12 protein-coding genes are annotated in these 18,088 nt (G+C 68.9%); 8 read left to right on the plus strand and 4 right to left on the minus strand.

Translation table 11 applies throughout. The features are described 5' to 3' along the window. Positions 1-75 precede the first annotated feature (75 nt). From RUR_RS06155 to RUR_RS06165, 3 genes are all read left to right on the plus strand, one after another. Complete coding sequence (locus RUR_RS06155) at positions 76-2,523, plus strand: outer membrane protein assembly factor BamB family protein (RefSeq protein ID WP_283133884.1); 2,448 nt, start codon at positions 76-78, stop codon at positions 2,521-2,523. 216 nt (positions 2,524-2,739) lie between these two features. Continuing rightward, on the plus strand, positions 2,740-5,130 hold the full coding sequence (locus RUR_RS06160; protein WP_283133885.1) for an outer membrane protein assembly factor BamB family protein: 2,391 nt from the start codon (positions 2,740-2,742) through the stop codon (positions 5,128-5,130). Between the two features lie 322 nt (positions 5,131-5,452). After that, positions 5,453-7,777, plus strand: a complete 2,325-nt coding sequence (locus RUR_RS06165; RefSeq protein WP_283133886.1) for an outer membrane protein assembly factor BamB family protein — start codon at positions 5,453-5,455, stop codon at positions 7,775-7,777. A 143-nt stretch (positions 7,778-7,920) separates the two neighbouring features. On the opposite strand, the gene RUR_RS06170 is transcribed toward RUR_RS06165, so the two are convergent. The 3 genes from RUR_RS06170 to RUR_RS06180 are packed head-to-tail and all read right to left on the minus strand — an operon-like array spanning position 7,921 to position 10,021. Next, positions 7,921-8,313 (minus strand): RidA family protein, encoded by a 393-nt coding sequence (locus RUR_RS06170; RefSeq protein WP_283133887.1) that lies wholly within the window; start codon positions 8,311-8,313, stop codon positions 7,921-7,923. Positions 8,314-8,330: 17 nt separating this feature from the next. Next, a complete protein-coding gene (locus tag RUR_RS06175) occupies positions 8,331-9,182 on the minus strand; it encodes an ABC transporter permease (RefSeq protein WP_283133888.1) in 852 nt (283 codons plus the stop codon). Continuing rightward, on the minus strand, positions 9,182-10,021 hold the full coding sequence (locus RUR_RS06180; RefSeq protein ID WP_283133889.1) for an ABC transporter permease: 840 nt from the start codon (positions 10,019-10,021) through the stop codon (positions 9,182-9,184). The genes RUR_RS06175 and RUR_RS06180 overlap by 1 nt, the downstream gene beginning before the upstream one ends. Before the next feature lie 255 nt (positions 10,022-10,276). On the opposite strand from RUR_RS06180, the gene RUR_RS06185 reads away from it, so the two are divergent. The 5 genes from RUR_RS06185 to RUR_RS06205 all read left to right on the plus strand — a co-directional run bounded on the left by RUR_RS06185 (position 10,277) and on the right by RUR_RS06205 (position 15,898). Beyond that, positions 10,277-11,368, plus strand: coding sequence for an ABC transporter substrate-binding protein (locus tag RUR_RS06185; protein WP_283133890.1), 1,092 nt, complete (start codon positions 10,277-10,279; stop codon positions 11,366-11,368). Beyond that, positions 11,365-12,186 carry an ABC transporter ATP-binding protein gene (locus RUR_RS06190; RefSeq protein ID WP_283133891.1) on the plus strand — a complete coding sequence of 274 codons (822 nt, stop codon included), beginning with the start codon at positions 11,365-11,367 and terminating at the stop codon, positions 12,184-12,186. The genes RUR_RS06185 and RUR_RS06190 overlap by 4 nt, the downstream gene beginning before the upstream one ends. Further along, positions 12,183-13,499: an amidohydrolase family protein gene (locus RUR_RS06195; RefSeq protein ID WP_283133892.1), complete on the plus strand. Its 1,317-nt coding sequence runs from the start codon at positions 12,183-12,185 to the stop codon at positions 13,497-13,499. Before RUR_RS06190 ends, RUR_RS06195 begins: the two co-directional genes overlap by 4 nt. Positions 13,500-13,714: 215 nt before the next feature. Beyond that, the gene (locus RUR_RS06200) at positions 13,715-14,416 is read left to right on the plus strand and encodes a response regulator transcription factor (RefSeq protein WP_283133893.1); all 702 of its coding nucleotides are present in this window, start codon (positions 13,715-13,717) and stop codon (positions 14,414-14,416) included. Between the two features lie 3 nt (positions 14,417-14,419). Further along, positions 14,420-15,898, plus strand: a complete 1,479-nt coding sequence (locus RUR_RS06205; protein WP_283133894.1) for a sensor histidine kinase — start codon at positions 14,420-14,422, stop codon at positions 15,896-15,898. Between the two features lie 60 nt (positions 15,899-15,958). On the opposite strand, the gene RUR_RS36920 is transcribed toward RUR_RS06205, so the two are convergent. Further along, a complete protein-coding gene (locus RUR_RS36920; protein WP_487250711.1) occupies positions 15,959-17,293 on the minus strand; it encodes a tetratricopeptide repeat protein in 1,335 nt (444 codons plus the stop codon). Positions 17,294-18,088 lie beyond the last annotated feature (795 nt).

Consider the following 18,088-nt stretch of genomic DNA (forward strand, 5'->3'; position numbering starts at 1 on the left):
TGAAGCGGTCAGCGGTGCCGAGCACTCGGGGAACTGCGATCCGGCTGCCCCTTCCGTGATTTCCGAGGAGTGTCCGTGCGGGTCTTCGAACCCCTGCAGGAGAGCGATCCACAGCAGGTGGGCCACTATCGGATCCTGGCCAGACTGGGGTCGGGCGGGATGGGCGTGGTCTACCTGGGTCGCTCCCGGGCGGGCCGCGCGGTGGCCGTGAAGGTCGTGAACGCCGCCCTCGCGGGCGACCCCGAGTTCCGGTTGCGGTTCGCGCGGGAGGTCGCGCTCGCCCGTACCGTCAGCGGCTTCTTCACCGCCGGGGTGATCGACGCCGACATGGAGGGCAGCCCACCGTGGCTGGCCACCGCCTATGTGGCCGGTCTCTCCCTTGAAGAGATCATCGAGGAGTACGGCCCGTGGCCTGAGACCTCCGTACGGACGCTGGGCGCCGGGCTCGCCGAGGCACTGGAGTCCATCCACACCGCCGGGGTGGTCCACCGGGACCTGAAGCCCGCCAACGTGCTGCTCGCCCCCGACGGCCCGCGGGTCATCGACTTCGGCATCTCGCTGGCCGTGGGCGGCGCCAGGCTCACCCGCACCGACGCGTTGATCGGGACCCCCGGCTTCATGTCACCCGAGCAGGTCGTCGGCGACCCCGTCGGACCGCCCGGCGACGTCTTCTGCCTCGGGGCCGTGCTCGTCTACGCCGCCACCGGAACCGGACCGTTCGGTACGGGCTCCGCCCAGAGCCTCTGGTACCGCATCGCCAACCTGGAGCCCACCCTGGACGCGCTTCCCGCCGGGCTCCGTGCCGTGGTGGCGCAATGCCTGGACAAGCGGCCCGAACGACGACCGACCACCGAGGCCCTCCTGGGCGAGCTGGCGGGACCCGACACGGCCAGGGGTTCGGTGACCGAGCTGTTCGCCGACACCGCCTGGCTGCCCGAGAACGTGGTGGACGCCTTGCGGGCCGGCACCGCCAGGCCGCTCCCCGCCACACCGGCGCCGACGCCGTCCGTACCGGGCGACGATCCCGTACGGCCTGCGGCGGCCACCGTGCCGCGCGCCGAGGCCGAGCCGACCCGCGCGAGGGTCGGCCCCAAGCCGCCGGGCTCCCCGGCGGACACGGATCCCGAGGCGGTGCCTGAGCCCGGCGAACCGCCACGGAACCCGGTCTCCGAGGTCACGACGGACAGCTCGGGGGCGGAGCCGCAGGACACCGGCGCTTCAGCGGTTCCCCGTCCCGCCGCACCGGACTCCCAGGACACCCGGCCGCCGGAGAAGGCACCGTTCGCCACGGAATCCTCCGGACTCCGGACTCCTCCGACGCAGCCGCGCTCCGGCGAGGCGGGCGACGGCGAGGACCCCGGCGACGCCGTGACCTCCCGGCGGCGCGGGGTCTCCCGCCGGCAGGCCCTGATCGCCCTGCGTGTCCTCGGCGTCGCCACCCTCGGCTTCGCCGGCTGGCGCCTGTTCGGCGACGGCGACGGCGACGGCGACGACGACGGCCGGGGTGAGAGGAGCGGCGGACCCGTCGGCTCCCCTTCGCCGCTCCCATCCACCCCGGGGTCACTGCGCTGGTCCTTCACCACCGGCGAGTTCGTGAGTTCGTCCCCCGCCGTCGTCGGCGGGGTCGTGTACTGCGGGAGCGGGGACAACAAGCTCTACGCGATCGACGCCGCCACCGGACGGCGGCTCTGGGAGTTCACCACCCGGGACAAGGTCTTCTCGTCCCCGGCCGTCGCCGACGGAATCGTCTACGTCGGCAGCGGCGACCGCAACCTCTACGCGATCGAAGCGGCCACCGGACGGCAACGCTGGGCGTTCACCACCGGAGGCTGGGTGAGGTCGTCCCCGGCGGTCGACGACGGGACCGTCTACATCGGCAGCGGCGACAAGAACCTGCACGCCGTCGACCTGGTGACCGGACGGCAGCGCTGGCGGTACTCCACCGGGGCCGAGGTGAACTCCTCCCCGGCGGTCGCCGACGGGACCGTCTACGTCGGCGACGACGACGGCAGGCTCCACGCCGTCGACGCCGCCACCGGGCGGCGGCGCTGGACGTTCACCACCACCCCGCGACGCGTCAGGTCGACTCCCGCCGTCGAGGACGGCACCGTCTATGTGAGCAGCTACGACAAGCACCTGTACGCCGTGGACGCGGCGACCGGAAAGCAACGCTGGACCTTCCCCACCGGCGGGCGGGTGCCCTCCTCCCCCAAGGTCGTCGACGGAGTCGTCTACCTCGGCAGCATCGACCGGAACGTCTACGCGATCGACGCCGCCACCGGAAACCGGCGCTGGGCGTTCACCGCGGGTGCGGAGTTGTACTCGTCTCCGGCGATCGCCGACGGCGTCCTCTACATCGGCGACTACGCCGGCAGGTTCTACGCGATCGACCTGGCCGCCGGGCGGGAGCGCTGGACCTACGCCACCGGGGACAAGATCACCTCGGATCCCGTGGTCGGGATCGCCGAGGGAACCGTCTACCTCAGCAGCTACGACACCAAGATCTACGCACTGCACGTGTGAGCGTCCATGTCAGTACGGTCGACGGCATGCTCCACTCGGTGAACGCGGCCGGCGGCAAGAAGCGGAGGAACAGGTCCAAGCGGGGATTGGGTTGATCGCCGGAACGGGCTACGCTGAATTCGACTTCCGCTGTCAAGATCGCGTCGATGAAGCTGTGCAGCAGTGCCGGAGAAGCCGCGATCCGGCCGCCCCTTCCGTGATTTCCGAGGAGTGCCCGTGCGGGTCTTCGAGCCGTTGCAGGCGAACGATCCCCAGCAGGTGGGCCGCTACCGGATCCTGGCCCGGCTGGGGTCGGGCGGAATGGGGGTGGTCTACCTGGGGCGCTCCCGGACCGGCCGGGCGGTGGCCGTCAAAGTCGTGAACGCGAGCCTCGCCGGCGACCCCGAGTTCCGGTTGCGGTTCGCCCGGGAGGTCGCGCTCGCCCGTACCGTCAGCGGGTTCTTCACCGCCGGGGTGATCGACGCCGACCCGGAGGGGCCGCCCCCGTGGCTGGTCACCGCCTACGTGCCCGGCCTCTCCCTGGAGGAGGCGGTCGAGCGGCACGGACCCTGGCCGCAGGATTCGGTACGGGCGCTGGGCGCCGGGCTCGCCGAGGCGCTGGAGTCGATCCACTCCGCCGGGGTCGTCCACCGCGACCTCAAACCCGCGAACGTGCTGCTCGCCGTGGACGGACCGCGGGTCATCGACTTCGGCATCTCGGTCGCCGTCGGCGGGAACCGGCTCACCCACACCGGGGTCCTGGTCGGGACGCCCGGTTTCATGGCCCCCGAACAGCTCACCGGCGACCCGGTCGGACCGCCCGGCGACGTCTTCTGCCTGGGGGCGATCCTCACCTACGCGGCCACCGGAGCCGGCCCGTTCGGTACCGGCTCGGCGCAGAGTCTGTGGTACCGCATCGTCAATCAGGAGCCGGAACTGGACGCGCTCCCCGCCGGACTCCATGCCATCGTGGCGCAATGCCTGGACAAGCGGCCGGACCGGCGGCCGACCCCCGAAGCTCTCCTGAACGAGTTGACCGGAGCCGACGGCGGCACGGTGACTGAGCTGTTCGCCGAGGCCGCCTGGCTCCCGGAGGGCATCGGGCACGCCCTGCGCGCCGACACCGCCAAGCCGCTTCCGGTCACGTCCGCGCCGGCGTCGTCCGTCCCGGACACCCGCCCCCCGGCACCTGAGGGGTCGGCGCCGCCGGTCGTATCCTCCTCGGCGGACGCTCCCGGGGAAACGTCCGACCCGACACGTCCGAGGGCCGCCCGCGCCACCGTGCCGCCGATCTCCCCGGCGGCCGGCGGACCCGCCACCGCCGACCCGCCACCGGGTTCGTTCCCGAACGGTGATACGGACACTCCTGGAAGACCGAGCGCACCCCCACACGGAGGCGACACCCATCCGCCGAGGAGCGCGTCGCCCGCCAACGAATCGTCCGATGTTCGCGCCGCTCCCACCCAGCCGCGAGCGATGGAACCGAGCGGAGAACAGACCCCTGCGGAAGCCCCTGCGGCCAGGCGGGGCCGGGTCTCGCGTCGGCGGGTGCTGCTCACCCTCACCGGTGCCGGCGTCGCGGCGGCCGGCTTCACCGGGTGGCGGCTCCTCGACGACGGGGACGGGGACGGCGTCGGGACCGTCTCCGGTCCCCCGCTCCCGCCGCAGCCGGGATCGCTCCGCTGGGCCTTCGCCACCGGTAAATCCGTGAGCTCGTCCCCGGCGGTCGCCGACGGCGTGGTCTACTGCGGCAGCGGCGACCACAAGCTCTACGCGATCGACGCCGCCACCGGACGGCGCCGCTGGGCCTTCACCACCGGCGACGAGGTCTTCTCCTCCCCTGCCGTCGCCGGCGGGGTGGTGTACGTCGGCAGCGGCGACCGCAACCTCTACGCGATCGACGCCGCCACCGGACGGCGACGCTGGACGTACGCCACCCAGGGGTGGCTGACCTCGTCTCCGGCCGTCGCCGACGGAATCGTCTACGTCGGGAGCGTCGACCGCGGGCTCCACGCCGTCGACGTCGCGACGGGGCGGCGGCGCTGGGTCTTCACCGCCGGCCGCGAGGTGTACTCGTCACCGACGGTCGCGGACGGATCCGTCTACGTCGGCAGCGACGACGGGCTGCTCTACGCGGTCGACGCCGCGACCGGACGGAAACGCTGGGCGTGCACCACCGGGCGGCGGGTGAGGTCGGCGCCCGCGGTCGTCGGCGGAACCGTCTACGTCAGCAGTGACGACAGGCATCTCGACGCCGTCGACACCGCCGACGGCCGACAGCTCTGGACCTTCTCCACCGGCGCCCGGGTGATCTCGTCCCCCAAGGTCGTCGACGGAGTCGTCTACGTCGGCGGCGTCGACCGCAACGTCTACGCGATCGACGCCGCCACCGGGCGGCGCCGCTGGACGTTCACCACGGCCGAGGAGGTGCACTCGTCTCCGGCGATCGCCGACGGCGTGCTCTACATCGGCGGATACAGCGGCGGGTTCTACGCGATCGACCTCGCCACCGGGCGGCGGCGCTGGACCTTCGCCACCGGGCAACGGATCACCTCCGGCCCCGCGGTCGCCGACGGAACCGTCTATCTGAGCAGCTACGACACCAAGATCTACGCCCTCAGAGTCTGATCGTCCCAGGTGTCGAAGCCGGACCGCCGCGTCGATGAGAGCCTGCCTGGTCTGCCGCTTCTTCCACTCCCGCAACGACATGCACGTCACCTTGGTGCACACCCCGAGACATCTGCATGCCTGCAAAACCGCACCGAAGCTCGGAATCGGCTTTCGCCGTGTTGATCGTGGTCACAAAAGGGCGCATTTCTTCAAGCGGGAGCACCCGATATGTGGTGCGATGGCGAGGCGTGCCGTTGCTTGTGGCCGACAACCCCTATGCCATCGGGTGCTTGTGGGTCCCGCACCGGCCATTCCCCCGATGAGACTTGAGGAGTGTCGGGTGCGGGTGTTCGAACCCCTGCAAGCAGACGATCCACGGCAGATCGGACCGTACTGGATCCAAACCCGGCTGGGCTCGGGCGGAATGGGCCGGATCTACCTCGGGCGCTCCCGGACGGGCCGGGCCGTCGCCGTCAAAGTGATCCGGGCCGAACTCGCCGAGGACCCCGGATTCCTGCGGCGGTTCGCCCGGGAGGTCGCGCTCGCCCGTACCGTCAGCGGGTTCTTCACCGCGGCCGTCGTCGACGCCGACCCCACCGGATCGCCCCCCTGGCTGGCCACGGCCTACATGCCCGGGCTCTCCCTGGAAGCCGCGATCGAACAGCACGGCCCCTGGCCGGAGGCATCCCTCCGGGCGCTGGGCGCCGGGCTCGCCGAGGCGCTGCAGTCGATCCACACGGCCGGGGTGATCCACCGCGACCTCAAACCGTCCAACGTGCTCCTCACCGGGGACGGGCCCCGGCTGATCGATTTCGGCATCTCGGTCGCCCTCGACGGGAGCCGCCTCACCCAGACCGGCTCCCTGGTCGGCACCCCCGGCTTCATGTCCCCCGAACAGCTGACAGGCGCCCCCGTGGGACCCGCGAGCGATGTGTTCTGCCTGGGTGCGCTGCTCGCCTACACCGCCACGGGGACCGGCCCCTTCGGCATCGGCTCCTGGCAGGTCCTGTGGTACCGCATCGTCCACGAGGAACCGGACCTGACAGCCCTCCCCGACGGGCTGCGCCCCCTGGTGAAGCGATGCCTGGCCAAACAGCCCGAACAGCGGCCGTCCACCGCGACCCTGCTGGAAGAGCTGACGAGAACCGGCACCGACGGCACCGTCGTCACCGAACTGTTCACGGGAGCCGCCTGGCTGCCGCACCCCGTCGGGGACGCCCTGCGCGACGACGTCGCCGCGCCACCCCCGTGGACGGGGACATCCGACCACGAGACACCGGCTCCGCCTTCCCGGGCACCCGGCGACCCCGATCGCGCCGACCGGCCACCCACCTCCTCGGATGACGGTGAGGACGTCCGTGCCACGGAAATCCCCCCGGCCGTCGTCGCGGTCCCCGGCCTGCCCGCCGTTCCCACACGGGTGGATCCCGCGGACGGCGTGCCCTCCGGCGAAGTGCCCGCGGCCCGGCGGGCCCGAATCTCACGCCGCCAGGCCGTGTTCGCCCTGGCCGGCGTCGGCGCCGCCGTGGCCGGCTTCACCGGGTGGCGACTCCTCGACACCTCCGCGGAGAAGTCACTCCCCGGCGCCTCCCCGGAGAAGCTGCGCTGGACCTTCACCGTAAGCGGCGAGGGTGTGGACGTCCCCCCGCCGGCCGCCGTAAGCAGTGGGGGTGTCGACGCCTCCCAGCCTGCCACCACAAGGGGTAGGGGCACTGACATCTCCCCTCCGTCGGTCGTCGGCGGAGTCGTCCTGATCGCCTCCCGCAGCGCAAGATCCCATGGCGGCAAACTGCACGGGATCGACGCCATGACCGGCAGGCGACTCTGGGAGTACATCGGTGACTTGAGCAGCACGCTGTCGCCTCCCGCGGTCGCCGACGGAGTCGTCTACATCGGCGCCGTCGGCAAGCTGTACGCGATCGACGCCATGACCGGCAGGCGACTCTGGGAGTACACCGGCGACAAATCGCTGTTCTCGGCCCCGTCCCTGGCAGTCGGCGACGGAGTCGTCTGTACCGGTGGTTTCCTCGGCGAGGCACAGGCCATCGACACCGCAACACGCAAGAAACGCTGGACGTACCCTATCGACGGCCTGCTGCTGCAGCCTCCGGTTATCGCGGAGGAGACCGTCTACATCCCTGAGCTCAAGGGGAAATTGCACGCGGTCGACACCACCACCGGCAAAGCACGCTGGTCCATCTCCGCCTCACTGTCACCGTTGAGGGCCCCCGTGGTCGCCGACGGAACCCTCTACCTCGCCGGCATCGGCACGCTCCAGGCGATCGACACCGCCACCGGCAAACAACGCTGGACCTCCGACGCCAGTAGTCTCGACAGTCCGGCGGTCGCCGGCGGAACCCTTTACGTCGCCGGCATCCGCGGGATCCAGGCGATCGACACCGCCACCGGCAAACAACGCTGGACCTCCGACGCCGGCGGGGTCCCCGGCAAACCACGCCAGGCCGTTCTCGGCCCTCCGGCCGTCGCCGACGGAACCCTCTACGTCGGCGACAGCGCCGGCGCACTCCACGCGATCGACGCCGCCACCGGCCAACAACGCTGGTCCGTCTCCACCGGCGAAACCGCGCTGGAGTCTGTGGCGGTCTCCGGCAAAGTTGCCTACGTCACCAGCCGCGACGGCAAGTTACATGCGGTGACCGCCTAGCGTCACAAACCCGGCCGGTGGAGTGACACCTCGAACAACACCGGTATCCCGCGCCGTACCGGCAACCGATCGGCGCCGGACGGCGCCGGACGGCGGCTGCCGATCCCCCCGGCACGTGGGGATCGGCAGCGGTCTGGGGCCGGCTACGGGAGGGCGGCGATGGCCTCGATCTCGAAGAGGTAGTCGGGGTTGGCGAAGCCCGCGACCTGGACGAGGGTGCTCACCGGGAAGTCGCCGGTGAAGTAGCGGGAACGGATCTTCCGCATCTCGGCCATGTGGTCCCGGTAGTTCTCCCCGACGAAGACGTTCACCTTGACGATGTCGCGGAGCGTGCCCCCGGCGGAGACCATGACCTTCTCCAGGTTGGCGAAGGCGGTGTCGGCCTGGGTGAGGAGGTCCGGGGCGAGCTTGCCGTCGGGGGTCATGCCGATGATCCCGCTGACGAAGAGCAGCGAGCCGCCCGTGACCTTGATGGCCGTGCTGTAGTCCCAGGTCATCTCGTAGATGTCCGGGGTGGTGACGATGGTCTTCCGCATGACTGCCGGTTTCTCTCTCACAGTAGGTCGCCGCCGGGCTTGTGCCAGGGCGCGACGACGCGTTTGACGGCCATGAGAATGCCCATGGCCGAGTTGGACAGCAGGATCAGGATCGCGACGACGGCGAGGGCGTCGGCCATCTGGAACATGGAGGCGGACTGGCTGAGCAGGATGCCGAGGCCTTGGGTGCTGCCCATGAACTCGCCGATCACGACGCCGATGAACCCGCGGACGATGCCCACCTGGAGGCCGACCAGGACGAAGGGGAGCATCGACGGCAGGATCACCTTGACGGTCAGCGCGAGCCGCCCGGCGCCGTACACCCTCCCGGCCCGGAGCAGGGACGGGTCGACGGTCTGGAGGCCTTCGACGGTGTTCACGATGATCGGGAAGATCGCCATGAAGAGCACCATGAACACCTTGGACTCGACCCCGAAGCCCAGCCACAGCACCAGCAGCGGGGCGAAGGCGACCTTGGGGGTGGCGTAGAGCACCCAGACGAACGGGCCGAGCAGCAGGTTGAGCAGCGGTGAACCGCCGAGCATGATCCCCAGGGTGATGCCGAGGACCACGGCGAGCAGATAGCCGATGGCGAAGCTCTGCAGGCTGAACAGCAGGTGCGGCAGGAGCCGCCCGCCGGAGGCGAGGTCGGCCAGGCTGCCCACGATGGCGGACGGGGGCGGGAAGAACTCGGGGTCGATGAGTTCCAGGGTGCCCACGGCCAGCTCCCAGAGCGCCAGGAGGATCACGACCTCGGCGGCGACCGCACCCCACCATTTGACCCGCCCGCGCAGCGGTGGCGCCGGGGGCCGGGGGGAGCGGCGTTTGCCGGAGGCGCGGAGCCGCGACGGCGAGCTCACGGCGGTCATCAGATCTCCTTCCGGCCCAGCCAGGGCGAGCGGCTCTTGGCGATGTGGTTCATCAGCTGGCTCAGCCCCACGGTCCAGATGATCGTCAGGATGATGACCGCGAACGCCTGACCGGTCTTGAACGTGCTGGTCTTCAGCGTGATGAGCGCGCCGAGACCGGTGGAGGCCCCGGTGAGCTCGCCCACGATCAGGCCGATCATCCCGATGACGACGGCGTGCCGGAGACCGGTGAGCACGTACGGGAACGTGGACGGGAGCGCGATCTTGCGGAAGACCTCGACGCGGGAGGCGCCGAAGACGCGGGCCGCGTTGATCACCGATCGGTTGACGGTCTGCACCCCGGCGATCGTGTTCAGCAGGACCGGATAGAACGAGGCGATGAACACGAGGAAGATGATCGGTCCCGCCGCGAACCCGAACCACACGGTGGCGAGCGGGCGCAGTGCGATCCAGGGTGTCGCGTACAGCGACCAGATGATGGGCGTGGACAGTTTGTAGATCAGTGAGGAGCCGCCGATGATCAACCCGAGCGTCACCCCGGCTGCGGCGCCGAGCAGGTAGCCGATGACGTAGGCGGTGGTGCTGGACCCCAGGTGCGGCCAGAGCTCCCCGGTCGTCACCAGGTCGGCGAACCCTTGGACGATCCGTGAGGGTGGCGGGAGGAAGACCGGGCTCACCAGGGCGAGGACGGTGACGATCACCTCCCAGAGCGCGAGCACGATCAGCACCTCGGCGGTGACGATGGCGGCGCGCTGCCGGCCGGTCAGCCTCTGCACCCAGGAAGTCCGGGTCGCGGGGCGCAATGCGGATGCGGGCGCCTCCGCGGTCGATGTGGTCATGATCCTCCCCCGGAGGGTCCGAGGCGATGTGATGAATGTGTACGGGGTCGGATGATGTATCCAATTTGCGACCCAGCCACAGCATCTTTCCTGTTCCAGGAGAAATCAAGTGTTGACATGGCGGGTGTTATGTATCCATTATCCACCAACAGCGGATTTTCGCAGCGGCGAGCCCGTACCCCCAAGGGTGACCGTGGGGATCACAGCCGGGCTTACGTGCCCGCCGTCCGACTCGGGAACCAGATGAGGACTGTCATGGCTCGACCACACCTCCATCGCACCGCCGTAGCAGGCGTGCTCGCCACCGTCACCCTGGTGGCCGGCGCCTGCGGCGGATCCACCTCCGAAACCCCCGCGAGCCCCGGCGCGGCCGTCGCGGGCGGCTTCGGACCTCCCGAGAAGACCACGGTCAACGTCGGCGTGCGCCTGCCCGACCTTGGCTCGGTCGCCCCCTTCTGGATCGGCGTCGAGCAGGGCTTCTTCAAGGAAGAGGGCCTCGACGTCAAGCCGCTGGTGGCCGAGGACGTCCGCGCCGGCGTCGTCGGCGGCAGCCTGGACGTGGGCATCATCGAGGTCGGACCGCTCGCCCAGGCCGTCAACGAGGGCCTGGAGCTCGCCGCCTTCTCCGGCTACCGCTGCCTGGAGCCGTACCTGCTCGCCGTGGACCCCAAGGCCACCAAGGCCGAGGACCTCGCGGGCCGGGAGGTCCTGCTCGGCGGCGTCCCCGGTGACCCGCAGGTGGAGAAGCGGCTCGACCTGCTCGCCGCCAAGGGCTGGGACCTGCGCAAGGTCGACGTGAAGTACGTGACCGTGCCGGGCGGCTCCGACGCCTGGGTGAAGCTCTTCAACCAGGGCAAACTCGCCGTCACGCCGTTCTTCGGCCGGCACCGCCAGGGCATGATCGACACCAAGGCCAACGTCGTCGTGGACGAGGGCGTGGAATGGCCCAACGACATCATGGCGGCGAACCGCGCCTGGCTGAAGGCCAACCCCAACACCGCGGCGCGGTTCACCCGGGCGATGATCAAGTCGGCGCGCTTCTACCTGGACCTCGCCAACAAGGACAAGGTCCTGGAGATGAACGTCAAGAACGGCGTCAACGTCGAGCAGGACAAGAAGTTCTACGAGGTCGGCCCGCGTCTGTTCTGCAACAACCTCTACCTTTCCGCCGACGAGACGATGAAGCTGCTCACCTCGCAGAAGCTCCCGAAAATCCCGACCTTCGAGCAGATCACCGACCTGGCCCCCCTCAAGGCCGCGCAGAAGGACCTGGGGCTTCCCGAAACCAAGGTGCCGTTCGGACCGCAGGGCGGAGCCCCCGCGGCGAGCCCCTCGTCCAGCGGATGACCGAGCCAGCGGAGAGTACGGCGGCCGTGGCACCGGCCGTCACGATCGACAACGTCTCGGTCGCCTACGAGTCGGCGCGGCGGGCCACCGAGGGCGGGACCGTGCGCGCCGCCGTACTGGACGCGGTGCTGGAGATCGCGCCGGGCGAGACGGTCACCGTGCTCGGCCCGAGCGGCTGCGGGAAGACCACGCTGATGAACGTCGTCGCCGGCCTGGTGACGCCGTCCGCGGGCCGGATCGAGGCGGGGGGCAAGCCCGTCCGCGATCCGGGACCGGACCGCGCCGTGGTCTTCCAGGAGTACGCGCTGTTCCCCTGGCGCACCGTCTGGAACAACGTCTACTTCGGCGTGGAGATGCGACCCGAGCTCCGCGCCGACTGCGCGCCCCGGATTCAGGAGGCCATCGATCTGGTCGGCCTGCGCGGATTCGAGGACGCCTACCCGTCCGAGCTGTCGGGCGGGATGCGACAGCGCGTGGGCATCGCCCGCGCGCTCGTCGCGGAGCCGAAAATCCTGCTGATGGACGAGCCGTTCGGCGCCGTGGACGCGCTCACCCGGGAGGTCATGCAGCGCGAGCTGGAGGCCATCCTGATCCGTACGGGCAAGAGCGTGATGTTCATCACGCACAGCATCGACGAGGCGATCCTGCTCGGCGACCGCATCGTGGTGTTCACCCCCCGGCCCGGACGCATCAAGGAGATCATCACCGTGGACCTGCCGAGGCCCCGGGCGGCGCGGGACGTCCACGCCCTGCCCGAGTTCTCCGAGCTCAGAGACCGGCTGTGGGAACTGCTGCGGGAAGCGGAGGAGGAGGAGTGAGCGACTCCTACGTGATCGGCTCCGCCTATCTGATCAGCATGGACCCGGCCGTCGGCGACCTGCCGGCCGGCCGGGTCCGGGTCGACGACGGGACGATCACCCACATCGGCGCCGAGGTCCCCCTGGACGGCGCCACGGTGATCGACGCACCCCGGTCGATCCTCATGCCGGGGCTGATCGACACCCACTGGCACCTGTGGAACACCGTGCTGCGCGGGGTGATCGCCGACGGGCCGGTCCGTGGCTACTTTCCCGTCAAACGGCGCCTCGCCCGGCATTTCACCCCGGAGAACTCCTACGACGCGTGCCGTATGGCCCTCGCCGAGGCCACCGCCTCCGGGATCACCACGGTGAACAACTGGGACCACAACGCCCGGTCCCCCGAGGACGTCGACGCCAAGCTCCGGGCCCACCGCGACATGGGACTCCGGACCCGCTACTCCTACGGCAACCCCGACGCCTACGACCGGACCCGTCCGATGGACCTGCCCGACATCGCCCGGGTCAAGGACGAGCTCACCCCGGACGGACTGCTCACCTTGGGGGCGGCCGTCCGCGGTCCCACCCGGACCGAACCGGACGTCCTGCGCCGGGAATGGGACACCCTCCGGGAGCTCGGCGTCCCCATGACCATGCACTGCGGCGGCCGGCGCGCCCAGACCGACCGGTACGCCGACCTCACCGCGATGTACCGCGACGGGCTGCTCGGCCCCGACCTGCAGATCGTGCACGCCGTCGAGGTCGACGACGCCGAGATCGAGCTGCTCGCCGAGACCGGCACGCACCTCACCCTGAGCCCGCTCACCGAATACCACGGCATGGGCATCCCGAGGATCGGCGAACTCCTCGACGCGGGGATCGTCGTCAGCCTCTCCATCGACACCTGCGCCTCGCCCCTGCCCGCCGACATGTTCAGCCAGGTCGCCGCCATGCTCGAACTGGAGAAGGGCAGACGCCCCGACGGTCCCCTCACGCCGCGCCGCGCCTTGGAGATGGCCACGATCGACGGTGCCCGGGACCTCGGGATCGACCACCTCACCGGCTCCCTCACGGTCGGCAAACGGGCCGACCTCATCCTGCTCGACGCGGACGCCCTCAACCTGGCGCCCTGCGTCGACCCGATCCGTACCGTCGCGCACTGCGCCAAACCCCACAACGTCCGGCTCGTCATGGTCGACGGCCGCATCCTCAAGCAGGACGACCGGTTCACCCGCTTCACCCCCGCCGACGTCGTCGAAACCGCCCGCCACACCGTCCTCGACCTGCTCACCCGATCCGGCTGGACCGACTTCCCGGCCCCGTTCCTCTTCTGACCCCGCCACGGCCTGCGTCTGCTCCGGCCCGCGACCCCTCAAGCCGCCGCAGGCCGTACCTGCTCACAAAGCCCCGAGTCCGGTACGGCCTGCGGCGGCTTGGGGTCTCGCCCGGCTGGGGCGATGCCGCAGTACGGCCGCGGGCGGCCACAAGGCCGTACGGATCCTGAGGTTTTCCGGGTCTTCGTCCGGGATCGGTGGGTGAGACTGGGGATGTGAAAGAGAGAGCCTCCCGAATCCTCGTCGTCGACGACGAGCCGTTCCTCGCCGACCTGGTGGGCACCGCCCTGCGCTACGAGGGCTTCGAGACCGAGCTCGCGGGCTCGGCGGAGCAGGCGCAGTCCCGGCTGCGAGCGTTCAACCCGGATCTGATCGTGCTGGACATCATGCTGGGGGACGGGTCGGGGCTGGAGCTGTGCCGCCGGCTGCGCAGTGAGCGCTGCCAGGCGCCGGTGGTCTTCCTCACCGCCCGGGACACCGTGGAGGACAAGGTGCGCGGGCTGACCGTGGGGGGCGACGACTACCTCACCAAGCCTTTCAGCCTCGACGAGCTGGTCGCCCGGATCAGAGCCGTGCTTCGCCGCACCCAGCCCGACGACCGGGACGGCGGGCGGGTGGTCTTCGCCGATCTGGAGATCGACGAGGACGCCCACCAGGTGTACCGGCACGGGGTGCCGATCACCCTCTCCCCCACCGAGTTCCGGCTGCTGCACTATCTGACCGTGAACGCCGGGCGGGTCATCTCCAAACGCCAGATCCTGGACAACGTCTGGGAGGACGAGCTCAGCGGGAACGACGGCGTCATCCAGACCTACATCAGCTACCTCCGCCGCAAGATCGACGCCTTCGACCCTCCGTTGATCCACACCGTTCCCCGCATCGGATACGTCATCCGCATGCCGGTCCCCCGGGGGTGAGTCGTGTCCCTGTGGATCCGGCTGGTGCTGACGCTGATCAGCCTGCTTTTCCTGGCTCTCACCTGCTCGCTGGGAGCCACCCTCGGGGCCATCAAGGACTGGAAGGACCGGGGGGAGAACCTGGAGCTGGCCGCCGCCGCCGAGGAGTTCGGGCGCACGGTCGTGAACGGGCGGTTCCGCACGCCGGATCCCCGGGACGACATCGTCCGCACCTGGCAGGCGGTCGCCGCGGGCGGTGACGCCCCCTCGTTCTTCGCCACCTACGAGCGCAGCGGGAAGCCCATCCAGACCTGGGCGCTGGGCGCCCCGCCCCGGCTCGGCGACGGCCTCACCCGCCACCTGGTCCCGGAGCCGGGCGAAGAGCGGTTCCGGCGGGCCGGGGAGTGGCTGGTGCGCACCGCGTCCCTGCCCGACCAGCGGATACTCCTGGTCGGCAAGCGGATGCGGGAGGCGGACGAGCTGCTCGGCAAGACCGCCAAGATCGCCGGATTCTTCACGTTCACGGCGCTGGTCGCCGTAGGGCTGCTCGCGCTGCGTTTCGTCCGGCGAAGCCTGCGCCCGCTGAACCGGATCGCCGAGACCGCCGCGGCCATCGGCTCCGGCGACCTCACCCGCCGGGTCGACGTCACCCGGCCCCGGACCGAGGTCGGCCGGCTGGGGCTGGCGCTCAACGCCATGCTCGGGCAGATCGAGTCCGCGTTCCGCAAGCGGGAGTCCTCGGAGGAGCGGCTGCGCCGGTTCCTCGCCGACGCCTCGCACGAGCTGCGCACCCCGGTGGCGACCATCCGCGGCTACGCCGAGCTGTTCCGCCGGGGCGCGGCGCACCGGCCGGACGACCTCGCCAAGGTCATGAGCCGGATCGAGTCGGAAGCCGAGCGGATGGGGTCCCTCGTGGACGAGATGCTCCTGCTGACCAGGCTCGACGAGGGACGGCCGCTGGAGTCCGAACCCGTCGACCTGGCCGCCCTCGCCGCCGACGCCGTCGCCGACGCCCGGGCCGTCGCCCCCGGGCGTCGGTTCGCACTGGACTGCCCGGAACCCGTTGAGGTGTACGGGGACGAGGCCCGGCTCCGGCAGGTCTTCGGCAACCTGCTCTCCAACGTGATCCGGCACACCCCGGAGGGCACCCCGGCGCGCCTGCGCCTCACCGAGTCCGCGGGCATGGCCGTCCTGGAGGTGGCCGACGAAGGCCCCGGCCTCACCCCCGAGGAACGCGTCCGGGTCTTCGAACGCTTCTACCGCACCGACCGGGGCAGATCCCGGGGCCGCGGCGGCTCCGGCCTGGGCCTGGCCATCGTCGCGGCCGTCGCCGAAGCCCACGGCGGCGACGTCGAGGCCGCCTGCGACCCCACCGCCCCCGGCACCACCTTCCGCCTCCGCCTCCCGGCGACACCCCCTGAGCAAGTACAGACCGTGGCCCGAACATCCGCGCCCCCTTCTTCGGAGGGCTCGACCGGATCCGGTTCCCGGTCGGCTGGGTGAAGAAGCCAACCCAACCCTCGCGTCACGTCTCAGTTCATAGAACTCCAGATTGCACCGATATCAGTGTTCAACGCCTAGTCCATCCATTCGGTTTCGGATGTCAGCCGTGTCCGGATCCCCCAAGGATTCATATATCTCCAGTACTCTGCTCCAACACTCTCGCGCACCGGATTTGTCATTTTGACGAAGAAGAAGCTCACCTAGCCATAAAAGCGCTTGGGCCTCACTACGGTGATCCTCAAACTCTCGAAACACCTCCCCGGACATACGGAGAATTTCCATCGCATCGGCATCCGACCCCATCTCCATAAGGATTTCGGCTAGCGACAGCCTTCCCCATGCCGAGGTCCATATATCGCCGATCTCATCAAAGATCCTCACGGCTTCCGCACCAAGTGCCACCGCCTGCGCCAGATCTCCGATTGCCCGTTCACACCTTCCCAGGCTAAGCAGTGACATCCCCTCTCCTCGACGAAATCCGGTTGACCGGAATATGCGAAGCGAGGACTGGAAGAGTTCGGATGCCTCGTTGAAGTCGCCTCGCTCTTCGCATATAAGGCCTTGACCACGGAGGGCGAATCCTTCCACCCAGCCCTCGGAAGTACTGCGGCCGACTTCTGCGGCACGCTGATAACTTGACATGGACTCATCAAACCGCCGAGATCGCCATGCGATATCACCCAGCATTAGTAAATTGACCGCCTCACCAAGACCATCCCCCAGCGAAACCGCAGCTGCAAGGCCGTTTCGATGATTCTCCTCCCACTCCTTCCAATAGGAGCGAAGCTCAAAGAACCCCGTGGTCACGAACGCCAGCTTCCATCCGATATCAAACTGGCCAAGTTCGATCGCCTGACGCATTGCCGCAAGTATATTCGGTCTTTCTACGTCAAACCAGGCCATAGCTTCCGGTGCACTACCATAATCATCGACCAGATCAATCTGGTTTGCGGGAACAAGTGGAATCTGCGGCAAGAATGGCAGGATAGCCGATCTTGCATTATTGGAAGTCAGGAGATACCAGGACAGCAACCGACGCACAGCCTTCGTGCGCTCCATTTGCGAGTCTTGCACAAATGCACGCTCCCTCGAATACAACCTGAGCAGAGCGTGAAACTGAAAACGATTTGCAGATACTTCCTGGAGAAGATGGACACCCGTGAGCGCCTGCAACTGTCGTTTGGCGGTCGCCATTCCAACCCCGATCAAAGCAGCAGCGGCCCCGACCCCTATTTCTCTTCCTTCGAACAAGCCAAGCAGTCTGAACGCTCGCATGAGTTCTGGAGTCAGCGCCTGATAGGACCAGGAGAAGACCGCACGCGTATCGCTGAGCTCATCCTCTACCGAAGCAAGCTCATCAAGCCTCCGCTGCTCACCAATCAGTTCATCAAGCAAGTTTTTTAATGACACCAATGGGCGGCCGACCGCACGCTCCCCAACCACCCTGAGCGCAAGTGGTAAACAGCCACACAGCTGCGCAACTCGCAGAGCAATATCCTGCTCAGCTCTGACTCTATCCGCTCCTATCACTTCCGAAAGAAGAAGAACGGACTCCTCGGGAGACAGAACATCCAGGGTCACAGGTAGTGCTCCTTCCCTCACCACCAGTCCAGAGAGGGTGTTCCTGCTGGTTACCAGGGTAAAACACCGATGTGACCCCGGAATCAGATGGCGCACTTGGGCGGACGAGGAAGCGTTGTCCACGAGAATGAGGGCACGCTTCCCATCCAGCAACGACCTGAAGAGTGCGGACCGACCCGCCAGTGTGTCCGGAATATCTTCGGGGGGAACCTGCAAGCAGCGGAGGAAGGCATCGAGCGCTACTTCCGTGGAGAGTGGTGCTCCTGTGGCGAACCCTTGCATGTCGATGTAAAGATCACCGTCTGGGAACTCATCGCGGACGCGATGGGCCCAGTGCACCGCAAGGGCCGTCTTTCCTACCCCGGGCGGGCCGGACACTATGGAGACTCCGGCCGGCATACTTCCCTGTTCGTCAGAACCGAAACGCGCAATAAGGAACCGGTCAAGCTGGTACAAATCACCCTTCCGATTGACAAAGCCGGAAGGGTTTAGAGGCAGCTGATGGGGTGCTGGAAACGCCCGGTGGGCACGATGAAGATGCACCCCGCCATACACGACTCCCGCTTGTACCACAGTCTCAGCTTCGCCGGTGAAATCGTTCGTGGAGCT

Source organism: Rhizohabitans arisaemae (assembly GCF_025996515.1).
Lineage (GTDB): Bacteria > Actinomycetota > Actinomycetes > Streptosporangiales > Streptosporangiaceae > Rhizohabitans > Rhizohabitans arisaemae.

Coding starts and splice junctions, on each gene's coding strand:
- RUR_RS06175 (WP_283133888.1), bottom strand. CDS start 9,182: ATGACCGCCGTGAGCTCGCCGTCGCGGCTCCGCGCCTCCGGCAAACGC.
- RUR_RS06170 (WP_283133887.1), bottom strand. CDS start 8,313: ATGCGGAAGACCATCGTCACCACCCCGGACATCTACGAGATGACCTGG.
- RUR_RS06190 (WP_283133891.1), top strand. CDS start 11,365: ATGACCGAGCCAGCGGAGAGTACGGCGGCCGTGGCACCGGCCGTCACG.
- RUR_RS06180 (WP_283133889.1), bottom strand. CDS start 10,021: ATGACCACATCGACCGCGGAGGCGCCCGCATCCGCATTGCGCCCCGCG.
- RUR_RS06185 (WP_283133890.1), top strand. CDS start 10,277: ATGGCTCGACCACACCTCCATCGCACCGCCGTAGCAGGCGTGCTCGCC.